This is a genomic window from Chloroflexota bacterium (assembly GCA_026706485.1).
Taxonomy (GTDB): Bacteria; Chloroflexota; UBA11872; order UBA11872; family UBA11872; genus JAJECS01.
Genome location: JAPOYR010000008.1, coordinates 45,494 through 60,454 on the forward strand (window position 1 = coordinate 45,494; position 14,961 = coordinate 60,454).

13 protein-coding genes are annotated in these 14,961 nt (G+C 70.1%); 7 read left to right on the top strand and 6 right to left on the bottom strand.

The features are described from left to right. The first annotated feature begins 75 nt into the window (after positions 1 to 75). Positions 76 to 1,587 (top strand): peptide ABC transporter substrate-binding protein, encoded by a 1,512-nt coding sequence (locus tag OXG79_06235; GenBank protein ID MCY3783366.1) that lies wholly within the window; start codon positions 76 to 78, stop codon positions 1,585 to 1,587. After that, on the top strand, positions 1,568 to 3,193 hold the full coding sequence (locus OXG79_06240; protein ID MCY3783367.1) for a peptide ABC transporter substrate-binding protein: 1,626 nt from the start codon (positions 1,568 to 1,570) through the stop codon (positions 3,191 to 3,193). Before OXG79_06235 ends, OXG79_06240 begins: the two co-directional genes overlap by 20 nt. A 112-nt stretch (positions 3,194 to 3,305) precedes the next feature. Here OXG79_06240 and OXG79_06245 read toward each other — a convergent pair whose 3' ends face one another. Both OXG79_06245 and OXG79_06250 read right to left on the bottom strand, forming a co-directional pair. Beyond that, positions 3,306 to 4,472, bottom strand: a complete 1,167-nt coding sequence (locus OXG79_06245) for an MFS transporter (GenBank protein MCY3783368.1) — start codon at positions 4,470 to 4,472, stop codon at positions 3,306 to 3,308. Between the two features lie 54 nt (positions 4,473 to 4,526). Next, complete coding sequence (locus OXG79_06250) at positions 4,527 to 5,792, bottom strand: lactate racemase domain-containing protein (protein MCY3783369.1); 1,266 nt, start codon at positions 5,790 to 5,792, stop codon at positions 4,527 to 4,529. A 283-nt stretch (positions 5,793 to 6,075) separates the two neighbouring features. Between OXG79_06250 and OXG79_06255 the strand changes: the two genes are divergently transcribed. The 5 genes from OXG79_06255 (at position 6,076) to OXG79_06275 (ending at position 10,788) form a co-directional block, all read left to right on the top strand. Then, positions 6,076 to 6,816 (top strand): metallophosphoesterase family protein, encoded by a 741-nt coding sequence (locus OXG79_06255; protein ID MCY3783370.1) that lies wholly within the window; start codon positions 6,076 to 6,078, stop codon positions 6,814 to 6,816. A 66-nt stretch (positions 6,817 to 6,882) separates the two neighbouring features. Further along, positions 6,883 to 7,716 (top strand): hypothetical protein, encoded by an 834-nt coding sequence (locus tag OXG79_06260; GenBank protein MCY3783371.1) that lies wholly within the window; start codon positions 6,883 to 6,885, stop codon positions 7,714 to 7,716. Positions 7,717 to 7,718: 2 nt separating this feature from the next. After that, a complete protein-coding gene (locus OXG79_06265) occupies positions 7,719 to 8,630 on the top strand; it encodes an ABC transporter ATP-binding protein (protein ID MCY3783372.1) in 912 nt (303 codons plus the stop codon). Next, positions 8,627 to 9,466: an ABC transporter permease gene (locus OXG79_06270; GenBank protein MCY3783373.1), complete on the top strand. Its 840-nt coding sequence runs from the start codon at positions 8,627 to 8,629 to the stop codon at positions 9,464 to 9,466. Before OXG79_06265 ends, OXG79_06270 begins: the two co-directional genes overlap by 4 nt. 47 nt (positions 9,467 to 9,513) lie before the next feature. Then, positions 9,514 to 10,788 carry a Gfo/Idh/MocA family oxidoreductase gene (locus OXG79_06275; protein MCY3783374.1) on the top strand — a complete coding sequence of 425 codons (1,275 nt, stop codon included), beginning with the start codon at positions 9,514 to 9,516 and terminating at the stop codon, positions 10,786 to 10,788. A 131-nt stretch (positions 10,789 to 10,919) separates the two neighbouring features. On the opposite strand, the gene OXG79_06280 is transcribed toward OXG79_06275, so the two are convergent. Genes OXG79_06280 through OXG79_06295 form a run of 4 tightly spaced genes read right to left on the bottom strand, consistent with a single transcriptional unit; the run spans position 10,920 to position 14,956 of the window. Further along, positions 10,920 to 12,017, bottom strand: a complete 1,098-nt coding sequence (locus OXG79_06280) for a glycosyltransferase family 4 protein (GenBank protein MCY3783375.1) — start codon at positions 12,015 to 12,017, stop codon at positions 10,920 to 10,922. Beyond that, entirely contained in the window at positions 12,014 to 13,072 is a 1,059-nt protein-coding gene (locus tag OXG79_06285) for a glycosyltransferase family 1 protein (protein ID MCY3783376.1), read from the bottom strand. Before OXG79_06285 ends, OXG79_06280 begins: the two co-directional genes overlap by 4 nt. A 15-nt stretch (positions 13,073 to 13,087) precedes the next feature. Next, positions 13,088 to 13,759, bottom strand: a complete 672-nt coding sequence (locus tag OXG79_06290; GenBank protein MCY3783377.1) for a glycerol-3-phosphate acyltransferase — start codon at positions 13,757 to 13,759, stop codon at positions 13,088 to 13,090. 21 nt (positions 13,760 to 13,780) lie between these two features. After that, the gene (locus OXG79_06295; GenBank protein ID MCY3783378.1) at positions 13,781 to 14,956 is read right to left on the bottom strand and encodes a glycosyltransferase family 1 protein; all 1,176 of its coding nucleotides are present in this window, start codon (positions 14,954 to 14,956) and stop codon (positions 13,781 to 13,783) included. Positions 14,957 to 14,961 lie beyond the last annotated feature (5 nt).

Sequence of the window (14,961 nt, forward strand, 5' to 3'; positions counted from 1 at the left end):
GTCCTCAAGCTTGGCGCGGCGGCCATTGGAGCGTTCGCCGCCGCCAGCGGGCGATCGGTCACCCCTGCCGGCGCCGTGGGCGGCACGCTCCGGCTGGAGACCAGGACGCCGGAAACCATCGACCCGGCCATCGTGCGCGATGCGGGCTCCGCCGAGTTTTCCATGGCGGTCTTTGCCGGGCTCACGCGCATCAACGCCGATTTGCGCCCCGAGCCGGCCCTCGCGCGTGATTGGGAGGTCAGCGACGACGGGCACACCTATCGGTTCGAGCTCCGCGACGGTCTCCGGTTTCACGACGGGCGGCCGCTGACCGCCGACGACGTGCGCTGGTCGTGGGAGCGCGCGCTCCATCCCGCCACGCAATCGCCCACGGCCGCCGTCATGCTGGGCAACATCGAAGGCGCCGACGCGGTGCGCAATGGCGACGCCGACGCCTTGAGCGGCGTGCGCGTGCTCGGCGACCGGTTGCTCGACGTGCGCCTGGTGCAACGCGCCGCCTACTTCCCGGCGTTGGTCGCGCAGGCGCCCAGCCTCGTCGTCGACCGCGCGAATGTCGCCGCGGGACCGGATTGGTCGTTGCGACCCAATGGCTCGGGGCCCTACCGGCTCACCTCGTTCAGCCCGCGATCGGAGGTCGTGCTGGAGTCGGCGCCGACCTACCACCCGCGGCAATCGGGCCCGGCGACCATCCGCTTCACCGAGCTCGACCCGGGCGAATCGCTGCTCCGCTACGAGCAAGACCAGTTGGACATCGTCCGGGTCGGCGGTTCCAACATCGATCGCTTCTCGGACCCACGCGAGCCGCGCGCGGCCGAGCTGCGTCGAGCGCCGGAGCTCGCGCTGACGTACCTCGGGTTCAACTCGTCGCGGCCGCCGTTCGACGATCCCCATGCCCGCCGCGCCTTCGCGCATGCCATCGACCGTCCGCGCATCAATCGCGTGAGCCTGAGGGGTCACCACACCGAGGCGCGCGGCATCCTGCCGCCCGGCATGGCCGGATACCGCGCGGACTATGCGGGTCTGCCGTTCGATCTCGACGCCGCGCGACGGGAGCTCCGGCTCTCGCGGCACGGGCCCATCGAGGAGTGGCCCGAGCTCGTCCTGGCCACGTCGGGGTCCGGCCTGACGGCAGGACCGGTAACTCGCGCCATCGTGGAACCGTGGCGGGACCAGCTGGGCGTCGACATTTCGGTCGAGCAACTCGACTTTCTGGACTACCTGGATCTCCTGGACACGTTCACCGCCGCCGACAGCCCGCGACACCTCTTTCTGTCGAGTTGGATCGCCGATTTCCCGGATCCGTTCAACTTCCTGGACATGCTGTACGGGTCGAAGCGCCCGAACAACTACGGCGGATTCAATGACGGCTTCGTGGACCTGCTGCTCGAGTTGGCGAGCAGCGAGCCCCGGCACGAGCGGCGCCTGGCGCTCTATCGGCTGGCGGAGTCGCGCCTCGTGGAGCGCGGCGCCGCCGTTCCCCTCTACCACCGCGTGTCGCACGTGCTCGTGCAACCATGGGTGACGCAATACCCCGGTCAACCCGTGGTGCGTGAATGGCTCACCGACGTTGAGATCGCGCCCCGCTAGCCCCAGGCTGCCGCGCCGGCGCGTCCTGGCCGGCCTTGGCGCCGTGGCCGGCGCCTCGGTCCTGGCCGCCTGCGGCGAACCCGGCGACGGGCGACCGTCCGCCGACGCCGGCAAGATCGAGCTCTGGATGCGCGAGCCGCTCACGCTCGATCCCGCGCTGGCCTCCACGCCCAACGAGTTCACCATCCTCAACGCGCTGTTCGAGCCGCTGGTCGCGGTCAGCAGCGACGGGCTGCCAACGCCGGCGGCGGCCGCGAGCTGGGACGTGAGCAACGCCGGACACACCGTCACGTTCAAGATCCGCCCGGAGGCCCGCTGGATGACCGGCGAACCGCTCACGGCGGACGCCTTCGCCTGGGCCTGGCGCCGAAACCTCGATCCGCAGATCGGCGGCGCGTTCAACTATCTCCTCTTCCCCGTACGCGGCGCCCGCGACTACGCCTATGGGCTCTATGAGGATCCCGCAGTGGTCGCCGTGGGCGCGCCCGACGACTCGACCCTCAGCGTCGGGCTTGCCGAGCCGTCCCCCGGGTTTCCCGCCCGGGTCGCGGCACCCATTTTCTATCCCCTGCCCGAAGGCGAAATCCGGTCCTATGGCTCGACCTGGACGCAGCCGCGACGACTGCGTGGCAACGGCCAGTATCAGCTGGTGCAGTGGGATCAAGGCCTCGGCCTCACGCTGTTTCGCAACGAGCACTATTGGGGCGATCCGGGGACCTTCGGCGAAGTGGTGGTGCGGTTTCCGGAGGAAGACGGCTCGCCGTTGCTGGCGTTTCGCGGCGGCGCCGTGGACGTGGCGCCGGTGAGCGGCGCCGCCTATCGCTCCGCGCGCGGCGACGACCAGCTGCGCGATCGCCTGCGTCTCTTCGAGCGCGGCGGCAGCTGGTTCCTCGTGTTCAACACCGCCAAGCCTCCCTGGAATCGGGCGGAGGTTCGCCGGGCGCTGGGCATGGTGCTGGACCGCGAGGAAATGGCGGCGGCCGTATTCGAGGAACCGACGCTTCCGGGCTGGACCATCGTGCCGCCGAGCACGCTCCCGCGAGAGATTGCCCAACCGGGCCCGGACGTGGATGCCGCGCGGGGCTTGCTCTCGCAGGCAGGCTTCCCCGACGGCCAGGGCCTGCCGCCCCTCCGATTCACGTTTCACACCACCGACACGTGGAAGCGCCTGACCGCCTACCTTGCCGCGACGTGGCGCGAGACGCTGGGCGTCGACGTCCAGCCGGACGAGCGGTCGTGGCGCGATTTCCTGTCGTTCACCGACGACCCGGGCGACTTCGATTGCTACCGCGCCGGGTGGACCTCGGAGTTCGCCGATCCGGCGAACTGGTACGACACGCTGTGGCTCTCCGACGCCGACTATCTGGGCGCCCGCTGGCGAAACGCGGATTTTGACCGCCATGTGCAAGCGGCCGGAGCGGCCACGGATCCCGAAGCGCGGCGCAACGCCTACCGTGCCGCCGACGCGGTGCTCCAAGCCGAGCAGCCGGCCATTGGCATCGGGCATCACGCCGACGCCTATCTGTTGCACCCGCGCATCACGGGATTCGGCATCGACCCAGTGACCGGCGCGATCGACCTGCGGGCCATCGTCGTCAGCAACTAAGCCGCAGCCTCCGCCGTAGGGGCGGCCCTCGTGGCCGCCCGCGCCCCGTTCCAATCACCGAGGTCGTTCCAGCCGGGCTCGCGATGGCGCGTCGACCGTGAATGAGAACCGGCTACGAACCAGCGCCCTCCGCCTCCCGCCGCATCAGCGCCCGAATGGCGATCAAGGTCACCACCGTTGCCGCCATCACGGCGGGAGCGATCAACATCGCGCCGCGCAGCGTCCACGCATCGGCTGCGCCTCCGATCCCCAGCGACGCCCCGATGCCGCCCAGCCCCAGAATTGCGATCACCGCGCCCAGCATGGCCCCCGCGTCGGCCGGTCGATGCCGCGCCGCCAATGCCAGCAGGGAGGGAATCAGCGCACCGCTCGCCACGCCGGCCAGCGCCGCACCGGCCACCGCCATCCACGCCTCCGCGGCCAGCGCGGCCAACAGCGCCGCCAGCGCGGTCGCGACCGAGGCGCCGATCAGCCACGTCATCAGGTCCAGTCGCCCGCTGAGCCAGGCCCCCAGCAATCGACCGACGAATCCGCCCACCCAGTACAGCGTCACCAACGACGCCGCCGCGGCACGATCGAGCGCGAAGGCGTACTCGAGAAATGGCGCGAAGAACCCGGCGAGCCCGGTTTCCAGCACCACTACCAGCGCCGACGCCAGACCGATCAGCAGCAACACCGGCGCCGCGGCCGCCCGAATCACCCCTCGCAGGGAGGTCGGTCGCTCAACGGTGGGCGCGCTCGGAATGCGGGTGAACGCCGCCGCCACGCTCGCGGCCAGCAGCGCGCTCAGCACCACCGGCGGGCGCCAGCCCCAATCGAGGACGAACGAGCCGCCCACGATGGCCGGCGCGACAATCGCCCCGCCCGCGAATCCGAGCTGCGCCAGATTCAGGTCCCGCACCGAAAGCGCGGCTCCGGCACGGGCGATCAGCGCCGTGACGGCAACCTCCGTCGCGCCCCACCCGACCGACGCAACCGCCAGCCCCGCCAGAAACGAAAGATACGCGGGGCTCACCCCGGCGAGCAGCATGCCCAGGGCCGCGACGGCCGACGCAACGATGATGCTCGGACGGGTTCCGACCCGGTCCGAGATCGGCCCGCCCACCAGCGAGCCAACCGTGTAGCCCAAACCGACCGCCGCCAGGGCCATGCCCGCACCGATGTATTCGAGCACGAACTCTTCACGGATGGCTTCCAGCGCGGGACCAAGGGCATTGAACGCCACGCCCAGCGACGCGTAGAACCAACCGCTGGCGAGCAGGATCCGCCGGCGGTTCACGGGCGACGGCGGGATTCGCCCGTCAGACGGCGAGCGGCGCTTGCGCGCGGCGCGTCAATGGGCGTAAGCGCCGGATTCGACGATCGATCCGTCCTTGCCGAAGTCGAATGACGCGCCACCGGCGACCACTTCGCAGCTCTCGGGCAGGTCGGGCAACGCCGCCTCGCTGAGCCAAAAGGTTTCCAGCTCCATGGTGGAGGCAATGCGAGCCACGCGCAGCGGTTCGAGTGACGAGCGCTTCGCCAACGAAAGCCCCATCGCCACGCACTCGCGGTCGTTGGGCAGCGTCAGCGGCACCTTGGCCATGCCCACGGCCATGCTCGTGAGCACGTTGGCATATGTCGGCACCGGGTCGATGTCATCCGTCAGCTTGCGGCTCGTCAGGTCCGCCATGCCGATCCCAACCGCGTTCCCGTGCGATTGCTCGGTCAGGCCCAGCACCGCCAGCCAGCGATAGTCCGGCTCGTGCGGCAACTCTGGGAATCGCCGCCACATGCCGATCACGTTCGGGTCCATGCCGGTACCGGAAACGTTCTTGCCCATGCGATCGACCACCAGTAGATCGAGGCCGTCGAGCGGGAGGCGCGGGAGCACGCCGCGGGCGACTTCAAGCAGCTCACGGTCGGTGGCCTCGAAGGCTTCCGGTCCGACGACCGCGAGCCGATGGGGGCGGTCGAAGGCGTTCTCAACCAGCCCCACGCCCATGCACACCGGCGCCTCCGCCAGCGCGACCCGCGCCGCTGCCGGAATCGTGGTTGCCAGATCGTGCGCGTGGATGGTCTCGGCGCCGCGGCGGTTGCCCAGCCCGATGGCGAGCATTTTGCACAGGCCGCTCTCGACGGTTCCGCGAAACGACGTGTGCGGCTTGATCCGCCCGATGACCACGATGCCGTCCGCGGCCGCCGCGGCCGAATCCAGGTGCACCCGGACGCCGTCGTCGGTCGCCCCGAGCTCGACGGTATCCATGGTCGCCTGCACCGGCACGCCCAGCGAAGCTTCGCTGATGCCGTATCCGGCCAGCACTTCCGCCTGTCCGGCGGCCGCGCCCCCGCCGTGGCTCCCCATCGCCGGAACGATGAACGGCTCGGCCTCCAGCGAGCGAACCGCCTCGCTCACGATTCTGGCCACCCGCGCCACCGGCGACACGCCGCGCGAACCGACGGCGATGGCGATGCGGGAACCCGAACCGACGCCCTGCGCCGTGAGCACGGATCGAGATTCGGCCGCCAGCCGCCGGTCGAAATCCGGCACCTCGGAGGCATCGAATTGCTGCCGCACCAGGTGCATGCGCGGCGGTGTCGCGTGATCGTTAACGGCCACGTCGGGAGTGTAGCCATCCGTCATTCCGAGCGCAGCGAGGAATCTAAGGGGCCGGACAGACACTCAGCGCATCCCGCGTTCTCCGGCATCGCCTAGGTGGCGATCCGGTCCCTCGCCCTTGATGGAAATCCTTGCGCCCCTTCCGTCATTCCCGCGAAGGCGGGAATCCACGCCGGCGATTCAACGGGGGAGTGGAGGGCGCCGACCAGTGTTGGCTCACCACGCGCTCCTTTGAGGTCAAAGCCACCAACTACCCGCACCCCGATGCACTACCCTTGCCGCCATGCGCGTGGCCGTTGTCACCGACATTCACGGGAATCTGGGCGCCTTCTTCGCCGTGCTGGCGGACCTCAAGACCCAGGCGCCCGATCAGGTGATCTTCGGCGGTGATGCGGCGCTTTTTGGCGCGCACGCGCTCGAGTGCTGGCAGCGGGTGCTGGAGCTCGGCTGGCCCCTGGTCCAGGGAAACACCGACCGCTACCTGGCAAACCCGCGCCCCGCCCTGGAGGCCATGCGCCGGACATCCCCAGCGGCGGCGGAGCACTTGGAGCGCAACCTCGCCTGGGCGCGGGCGCGGCTCGGCGAACGCCTGATTGAACGCATGGCCTCGATGCGCACCGTCATTCGCGTGCCGTCGTCCGCCGGCCCGATGCTTGTGGTTCACGCCTCACCCGGCAACGACGAGGCCGGCATCACTCCCGACACGTCGGACGAGCAGGTGGACGCCCAACTCGCCTCGGTGGACGCACGGGTGCTGGTCTGCGGCCACACCCACCGCGCCTTCGTGCGGCACGTGGGTCAGCTGCTCCTCGTCAACTGCGGCTCGGTGGGTCGCACCTACGACGGTCAACCGGGGCAAGCCACCTACGCCGTGCTGGACGACGGGTCGGGCCGCTGGTCCGCCACCATCCGGCGCGTGCCCTACGACGAGCGCGCGGCGCACCGCAACACTCGCGCCCGTGGCGTGCCGTTGTCCGAGCCCTTTCTGGATTCCCTGCTGACGGCGCGCGACCCCGCCGCCTAGCAGCGTGCAACGGCGTTCCACGCACCTGATGCTCAACCACGACGCCCGCCCCGACTACCGAGCACCTTGACCAACGTCCTGCGGTCCCGCGGCCTATGGGCGGGACTCGGCCTGACGGCCGCGGTCGTGGCGCTGCTCGTCACCGTCGAGCCCGTCCGGCTCGCCGTCCACCACGTGCTCAACGGACTGCGCGAGCAGCCCATCAACATTGAAGCCGGCGCCGACGCGCCAACCGTCGCCGCCACTCCCGCGACCACGACCGACTTGGCGCCGGACACCTTCGTAATCACAGAGATCGAGGCGCCGGTCTATCTGGACCTCGGCGCGACCGACCCCCTGCCCGATCTCTCATTCCAGCCGATGGAGTTGGACGCTCCGGCCGGGTTCGCGGTTGCGGCCGAGCGGACGCTGCGGCAGGGCGGCGCCTGGCGCATTGACGTCGACTTCGAGCAGCTGCAGAGCTTCCTGGCGGGGTCGCAGGTGCGCGTGCCGCTGCCCGAACGGCTGCGCACGCGCGCGGTGAGCGTCCAGGGGCCCGACATGCTGATCACCACTTGGACGAACGGAGCGCGAAGGGACAACGACCTGGTGCTCGTCCAATTCGCCACGCCGCTGGTATCCGCGCCGCCCGAGGTCGATCTCGAGCTGATCAGCCAGGCCCTCGTGCGCGAGTTCCTGCCACCCGTGCTCGCACGTCGAGTCGAGCTGAGCGAGATCGCGCTGTACCGCGACATCCTCGGGCTCGAACCGCTCAGCGACGACGCCGAGCCGCAATCGCTGCAGCTGCCCGACGGGCGCGCCCTCGTCTTCTGGCGAGCCGAGGACTCCTACGCGGCGCTCATGGGACCGCTCGGCCCCGAGGCGCTGCGGCGCCTGGCCGGCATCGAGCCCGGAGCCTAGGCGTGGACCAGGCCGCCATCCGCGCCACCGGCTTGCGCAAGTCCTTCGGGGACACACACGCGGTGCGCGGCATCGACCTGGACGTTCCTCGGGGCGAGGTCTTTGGCTTCCTCGGCCCTAACGGCGCGGGCAAGAGCACCGTGGTCAAGATCATTCTCGGCTTGGTGCAAGCCAGCGCTGGCGAGGTGACCGTGCTCGGTCATCCCGCCGGCAGCCTCGCCGCGCGGCGGCAGATCGGATTCCTGCCCGAGACGTTTCGCTTTCACCACTGGATGCACGCGTCCGAGTTCCTCGACTTTCACGGTCGCCTCGCCGGTCTTGATCGGGACACTCGTAGCAAGCGGACGCTGGAGATGCTCGAGCTCGTGGGACTCGCGCACCGTCGCCGCGACCGCCTGGCAACGTTCTCCAAGGGCATGCACCAGCGCATCGGCTTGGCGCAGGCCCTGCTGGCGGAACCGCCCCTGGTCGTGCTGGACGAGCCGACCTCCGCGCTCGATCCCATCGGCCGGCGCGACGTGCGCGACATCATCCGCGACCTTCGGGCGGTGGGCATCACCGTGTTTCTCAATTCCCACTTGCTCTCGGAGGTCGAGCAGGTGTGCGACCAGGTCGCCATCATCAACCGCGGTCGCATCGTGGCCGCCGGCGACCTGCGTGAGCTGCTGGCGGCGCGCGAGGTGGAGCTGCGCCTTGGGGAGGGCGCCGAGGCGGCCCTGCGGGCAGGCGGGGTCCAGCCGGTGTCGGCACAGCCGGCTGACGGCCGCTACGTCCTCACGGCCGCCGGCGACGAGGACATCGCCCGCATCACCGCCCATCTCGCCGGCGCCGGCGTCTCCATCTACGAGGTCCAGGTCCGCTCCAACAGCCTGGAGGACCTGTTCGTGCGCCTCGCGGACGCCACCGACCAATGAACCTCTGGGTCATCGCCGACCACACGCTCCGCGAGGCCGTGCGCCGCCGCGTGGTGCTCGCCGCCACGGTCGTCATCGGCGGCTTCCTGGCGCTCTACGCGGTGGGCGTGTGGTTTGGCTACCGCGACATCTCCACGGATCCCGACCTCACGATGTCGATGCAACGGGTGATCGTGGGCTTCATGCTGCAGGGCGGCATGTGGAGCCTCAATTTCGTCGCCTCGCTGCTCGCCATTTTCCTCGCGGTGGGATCCATCTCCGGCGAGATCGACCAGGGCACCATGCACGCCGTGGCCGCTCGGCCGGTGCGCCGCGCGCACATTGTGCTGGGCAAGTTCCTGGGCAATCTCATGCTCCTCACCGTCTTCATCGGCGTCTCGACCGCGATCATGATTGCCGTCGTCTCGATCATCACCGGGCAGTACGCCGAGCGTGCCTGGACGGCGCCCTTCGCCATGCTGTTCGCCGCCGCCATCTTGCTGGCTCTCACCATCGCGGGCAGCACGCGGCTGGGCACGCTGGCCAACGGCGTGGTGGTGTTCACGCTTTACGCGGTGGCGCTGGTCGGCGGCGTGATCGAGCAGATCGGCAACTTTCTCGACAATCCCGTCACGTTCGACATCGGCATCGCCACGAGTGTGCTGCTGCCCACGCGGGCGCTTTGGGACCTCGCCGGCGCACAGTTGGCCCAGGAGTCGGGGGCGGCGGGCGGTATGACGGGAGGCCCGTTCAGCTCACTGAATCCTCCGTCCGGCTGGATGCTGTTGGTGGCCGGTGTGTACTTGGTGCTGGCGCTGGCTTACGCAATTCGCGGCTTCCAACGTCGAGACATCTGACCGCCCCTCTACAATGCCCGCCATCAAGGCGGAACCGGTGGGTCCACATGGCTGATCCCCTGCGCGTCGCGGCCGTGGGCTGCGGCGACCACATGGTTGCCCGGCTGCTGCCGTCGATTCACGACGCTTCCGAGGTCGTACTCACGGCGGCCGTGGACACCGACCCGACGGCGACGCGAGAAGTCGCGCTCGGCGGCGTTCAGGCCTTCCACGACGCCGAGTCCATGGCCGCGAGCGGCGTCGCCGACGCGGCCGTGATCGCCGTGCCCCACGACGCGTTGGCAGACACGGCGCTGACGTGCATCAACGCCGGTCTTCACGTGCTCGTCGAGAAGCCCCTGGCTCGAAACCGCGCCGAGGCCGAAGGCGTCGCCGCGGCGGCGCGCGAGCGCGGCGTCGTCGTCATGCCCGGCTACTGCCTCCGCTTCCATCCCGCCCGCACGCATCTGCGCGACCTGCTGGCGCGCGGTCTGACCGGTGAAATCGTCGGCATCGTCGCGTTCAAGGGCGGTCCGCCGCTGAAAGGCTGGCTGGCCGAGCCCGCGCGCGGCGGCGGACAACTCGCCTTCGTCGGCAGCCACCTCGTCGACCAGGTGCTGTGGCTGCACCGCGCCCGGGTCGTGAGCGTGAGCGCGCGCGTCGTGAATCGCCACGACACCGGCAGCGACGAAACCTCCTCGATCCTGATGACGTTCGACGACGACGTGACAGCCGCGCTTGTGGTCTCGCAGGCATCGCCCGCGCACGGCGACGTAATCGACCTGGTCGGCCGCGCCGGCCGCCTGCGCAGCGACGTGTTTGCCGCCACGGTGGAAGTCAACGCCACCGCCAGTCGCACCTTCGACCGCCCCGCCACCCTGCATCACTTCGGCGACCCGTGGCAGGCCATGTTCGACGGCGAGATCGCCGAGTTTGCCCGCGTGGTGCGTCAGCGCACCGCGCCGGTCGTCACCAGCCTCGACGCCATCCGCACTCTCGCCGTGCTGGACGCGGTGCGCGAAGCGGCCGAGGCGGGCGGGTCCGTCGCCGTCGACGATCCATGGGACGGGCGCGGCCCACGGTCCGTCTCCCGGCGCGGTCCCGCGCGCATGCGGCTGCAGCTCACCTACCCCGCCGACAAGATCCAATCGCCGATCGTCAACGAGCTCGCACGGCGCTTCGACCTGCGGCTCGATATCCGCCGCGCGGACATCGACGGAGGCATCGGCTGGGTCCAGTTGCTGGTCGAAGGCGACCACGACGAGATCGACGCCGCCGTCGAGTGGACCGAGGCCCAGGGAATCCGCGTGGACCCGGTGGAAGGCGAGATCGTCGGCGGCTAGCGACTTCGATCGCAATAGCTCGAAACGACTCGAGAGCTTCACCCCAATCCGTTCGCCCTGAGCCTGTCGAAGGGGTGCCGAACGGATTGGGGTGCATGTCCGCCGTGGGTCATGTGATGCCTGGGGGCGTTCTACCGGTCGGAGCCGTCCATCACCGCCCGATAGAACGCCGCCGTCGCCTCGGCAATCCGCGCATGGGTGAATTCCGCCAGCACGCGCGCTCGTCCCGCCTCGGCAAGCCGCCCGCGCTCGTCGGCATGCTCGCGCAAGTCGACCAACGCCTGCTTGAGCGCCTCCACGTCGCCGGCGGGAACAATTCGTCCCGCCTCGCCCACCACCGCCGGAAGCTCGCCCGCGTCGGACACGATCACCGGCGCCCCGCAGGCCATGGCCTCGATGGCCGCGCGCCCGAACTGCTCGGTCCAGCCTCGCCGTCCCAGCGTCGGCAGCACTAGCACGTCAAGCCCCTGGTAGAAGTCCGGCATCGCGGCGCTGGGCAGCGCGCCCAGCAAACGCACGCGGTTGTCGCCCGCCGTCTGCCCGCGAATCGCCTCCTGCAGCGGTCCCGTGCCGGCGACGAGCAGCTCCACGTCGCCGTCGATCCGCCGCACCGCCTCCAGCAGCAGCTCGATGCCCTTCGCCTCGATCAACCGACCGGCATATCCAATGCGAAACGTGGCGCCGGGTTCACGGTCGCCGGGCGCAAAGAGTTCGGGATCCACGCCGAATTGCGGGATGACCGCCAGCCGGCCCCCGAAGCCCTTGGCCCGCAGCACCTCGGCCGCCGTCGGAGTCCCGGCGATGCCCGCGGCGCGCCCGAAGACGTAGCGCTCGAACCACGCGAACGGCGGTGGATATCGCCGCCGGATGTTCTGCCAGGCGAAAAAAACCACCCGCGCACCGCGACTGCGAGCGACGCGGCAGGCATGCACGGTCGCCGCGTTGTAGGGCTCTTCGTCGATGTGCACGATATCGGGCCGGAACTCCTCGACGGCGCCCGCGAGCCCCGGCCACCAGTGCAGGTGAAAGCGCCCGTTCAGCCGGAGCGGCTGGTAGCGCAGGCCGTATCGTGCGGGCGTGACCGGCTCGGCGCGCTGCCGCCGCCCGCTCTCGACCCAGGAATCGGGCGCCAGCGCCAGCAGATCGACCTCGGGCTGCGCGCCCAGGGCTTCGAGCTTGGCGTGATAGGCGCCCACCACCAGCGCCTTCGACGCCATGAGAATCTTCATCCCGCCGCCTTGGCGTAAACCGCCATCGTCGCCTCTGCCGCCCGCTCCCACGTGAACTCGCGCGCCCGTGCGATGCCCGCATCACGCAGCGACGCCGCTCGGTTTGGATCGCTCAGCACGTCCGCCACGGCAGTCGTCCAGGCCGCGGCGTCATTGGGACCTGCGAATACGGCGGCGTCGCCCAGGACCTCCGGAATCGACGTCGCATCGGATGCCACGACCGGAACGCCGCACGCCATGGCCTCCACCGGGTCCAGCCCAAACCCCTCGTAGCGCGACGGAAACACGAAGACGGCGGCGGCCCGGTAGAGGGCTGCCTTGTCCTCTTCCGGCACCTCGCCAATCACGTTCAGCCAGGGGGCGTCTCCATGATTGCGGAACCAGTCCACGTACACCGGGCTCTGGGGGCGGGGCGCGCGTCCCGCGACGACCAGGGCAACGCCGGTCGCCGACCAAATCTCCGGCCAGGCCTGGAGCAGCACGCCCAGGTTCTTGCGAGCGTCCAGCGCCCCCAGATACAGCGCAAAGCGCGCCGGAAGACCGAAGCGCCCACGAATCGCCGCGTCGCGGCCATCCGGCGTCGGGGTGAGGCTCGTGGCGATGCCGTTGTGAATCACGTGAATCCGATCGGCCGGCACGCCCAGCACCGTCGTCAGTTCGCGCCGGGTCCAGTGCGACACCGAGATCACGTGGCGGATACGCCGCAGCCCGGCGCGAGTCAGCAGGTTGTAGAGCCGCCGCGGTCGGCTGGCGCCGTACTCGGGCAATACGAAGGGAATGGCGTCATGCGCGGTCACGATGGCGCGCGATATGGCGATCGGCGGCGCGAGATGCGGCGCATGAAGCACGTCGCCCGAACGGCGGGCGGCCGCGGGCCATGCCGCTTGCTCCCACCACACCTTCCCGACGCGGCCCCGCGCTCCGCTCCCAGGCACGCGCTCCACGATCTCGATGTCCGGGTATCCCGCCCGCAGCGCGGCGACCAGATGCTCCAGGTGTTGACCGGTGCCCGTCAGCGGATATAGGCGAAAGAGGGCGTTGAGCTCGACGCGCACCGGAGGCTGGTGCGCCTAGCGGTTTTCGTTGATGCCGAACCGCCGGTAGACGCCCAGCGCCGTGGCGTCGTCTCCACTAAAGGCGACCTTGAGCGTCAGCAGCGCCGCGATCACGGCCCCGCCGATGGCGAACGTCCACGAGCCCTGCATGAGCCCGAACACCACCGGGATCGCCGCGTGAAGCACGCGGGCCGCGGGCACGTTGCGCCGGATGGCCAGAATCGCCGCCAGCCACACCCCAAAGAGCACCAGCAGCATGAGCGGGGCGGCTACCAGCAGCGCCCAACCCACCGTGGTGCTGCCGCGGCTCCCGCGAAACTTGGCGAAGAGCTGCCACATGTTGCCCGCGGTGAGCCCCGCCATGGCAACCATGAGACCGACGTCGTCCCGCATCGGCACCCACCAGTCGGCCGGATACTGCCATCCCCAGGGAAACCATCCCTCGGGAAACCACCCCGCCAGAAACACGGTGAGCGCCGCCAAGATGCCGTGGCCGACGATCGTGAGCAGGCCGGGCAGCTTGCCCACGTTGAACATCGTGTTGAGCACGCCCAGGTTGCCGGAGCCGATCCGTCGCAGGTCCGTCCGCTTCAGCACGGCGGACATGATCAATGCGACCGGCACGCTGCCAAGCAGGTAGGCCACAACGCCCAGGACGGCGTAGCTCAGAATGTCGGGAGGTGTCATACGCCTTGCCTCGGCCGCAGTCTACCGCTTCGCGGCGATCCCGCTGCCCTGGGGCGACGGCTCACCGCGGCGCGCCTCGGCGTACACGTCGAGCATCTGCCGCGCCGAGCGGGACCACGAAAAGTCCTCGAGCCGGCGCCTCCCGCGCTCCATCAGCTCCGCGCGCCGATCCGCATCCCGCACCACGCGCACGATGCCGGCGGCGATTGACTCGGGATCGTGCGGGTCCACCAGCTCCGCCGCATCTCCCGCCGCCTCGAGCATCCCGGATTCGTTGGACGTCACCACCGGGGCGCCGCAGGCGAACGCCTCCAGGATCGGAAGGCCAAAGCCCTCCGCAAAGCTCGGATACACCAGCACGGCCGCCCGGCGATAGAGCGCTCGCAGCGTCGCGTCGCTGGTTTGGCCGACGAATCGAACGCCGGGCGGTCCGGCCGACTCGATGTCGGCGAACACCCGCTCGCACAGCCAGCCCTCGCGTCCCACATGTACCACCGGCAACTGCCGGCCCAGTTGCCGCGCGCTCAACGCGGCCGCGCGGGCCAGCCCCCCGAGATTCTTCCGTGGATGAATCGTGCCCACGCTCAGCAGGTATTCCTCGGGCAGCCGCAGCCGTCGTCGCACCGCGGCCAGCTCCTCCGCGCCGTCACGCTCGTGGAAATCCGCGCTGACCGCGTTCGGCACCACCCGGATCCGGTGCGGGCGCACGCCGTAGCGCGTCATCAGGTCCCGGCGCGTGGTCTCGGAGACCGCGACGACCAATCGCGCCCGGTCGATCGACCATGGCACCGCGGATTCCAGAAACCGCCGCTGCGCCGGGTGCGCGTCCTCGGGCCGGGTGGCAAACGCCAGGTCGTGCACGGTGACCACGCCGGCGGCCGCGATGCGCGGCGGGAGGACGAAGTCCGGCCCGTGCATCACATGCAGAGGACCCAGCAGCGTCTCGATGGGCAGCGGCAATCGCGCCTTGTACCAGCCCGCCAGCATGACCCGAGGACTGAGCGGCAACCGCCGCAGCTTGACGCGCTCGTGCACGCCGAGCGCATCGGCCTCGGGCACCGGCCCGCGGTGGGCATAGACCAGGCGCAGGTCCGGACAGTCCGGCAGCCGCAGCATCGCGTTCACCAGCTCGCGCGTCGCGCGGCCGATGCCTTCCCGTTGGGTGGCGGCGGACGTGTAGTCGATGCCGACCCGCACGGGTT

What these genes read in the sequence shown, in the direction of transcription:
- OXG79_06255 (MCY3783370.1), top strand. Translation starts at nt 6,076, where the DNA reads ATGCGCGTGGCCGTTGTCACCGACATTCACGGGAATCTGGGCGCCTTC.
- OXG79_06270 (MCY3783373.1), top strand. Translation starts at nt 8,627, where the DNA reads ATGAACCTCTGGGTCATCGCCGACCACACGCTCCGCGAGGCCGTGCGC.
- OXG79_06275 (MCY3783374.1), top strand. Translation starts at nt 9,514, where the DNA reads ATGGCTGATCCCCTGCGCGTCGCGGCCGTGGGCTGCGGCGACCACATG.
- OXG79_06280 (MCY3783375.1), bottom strand. Translation starts at nt 12,017, where the DNA reads ATGAAGATTCTCATGGCGTCGAAGGCGCTGGTGGTGGGCGCCTATCAC.
- OXG79_06290 (MCY3783377.1), bottom strand. Translation starts at nt 13,759, where the DNA reads ATGACACCTCCCGACATTCTGAGCTACGCCGTCCTGGGCGTTGTGGCC.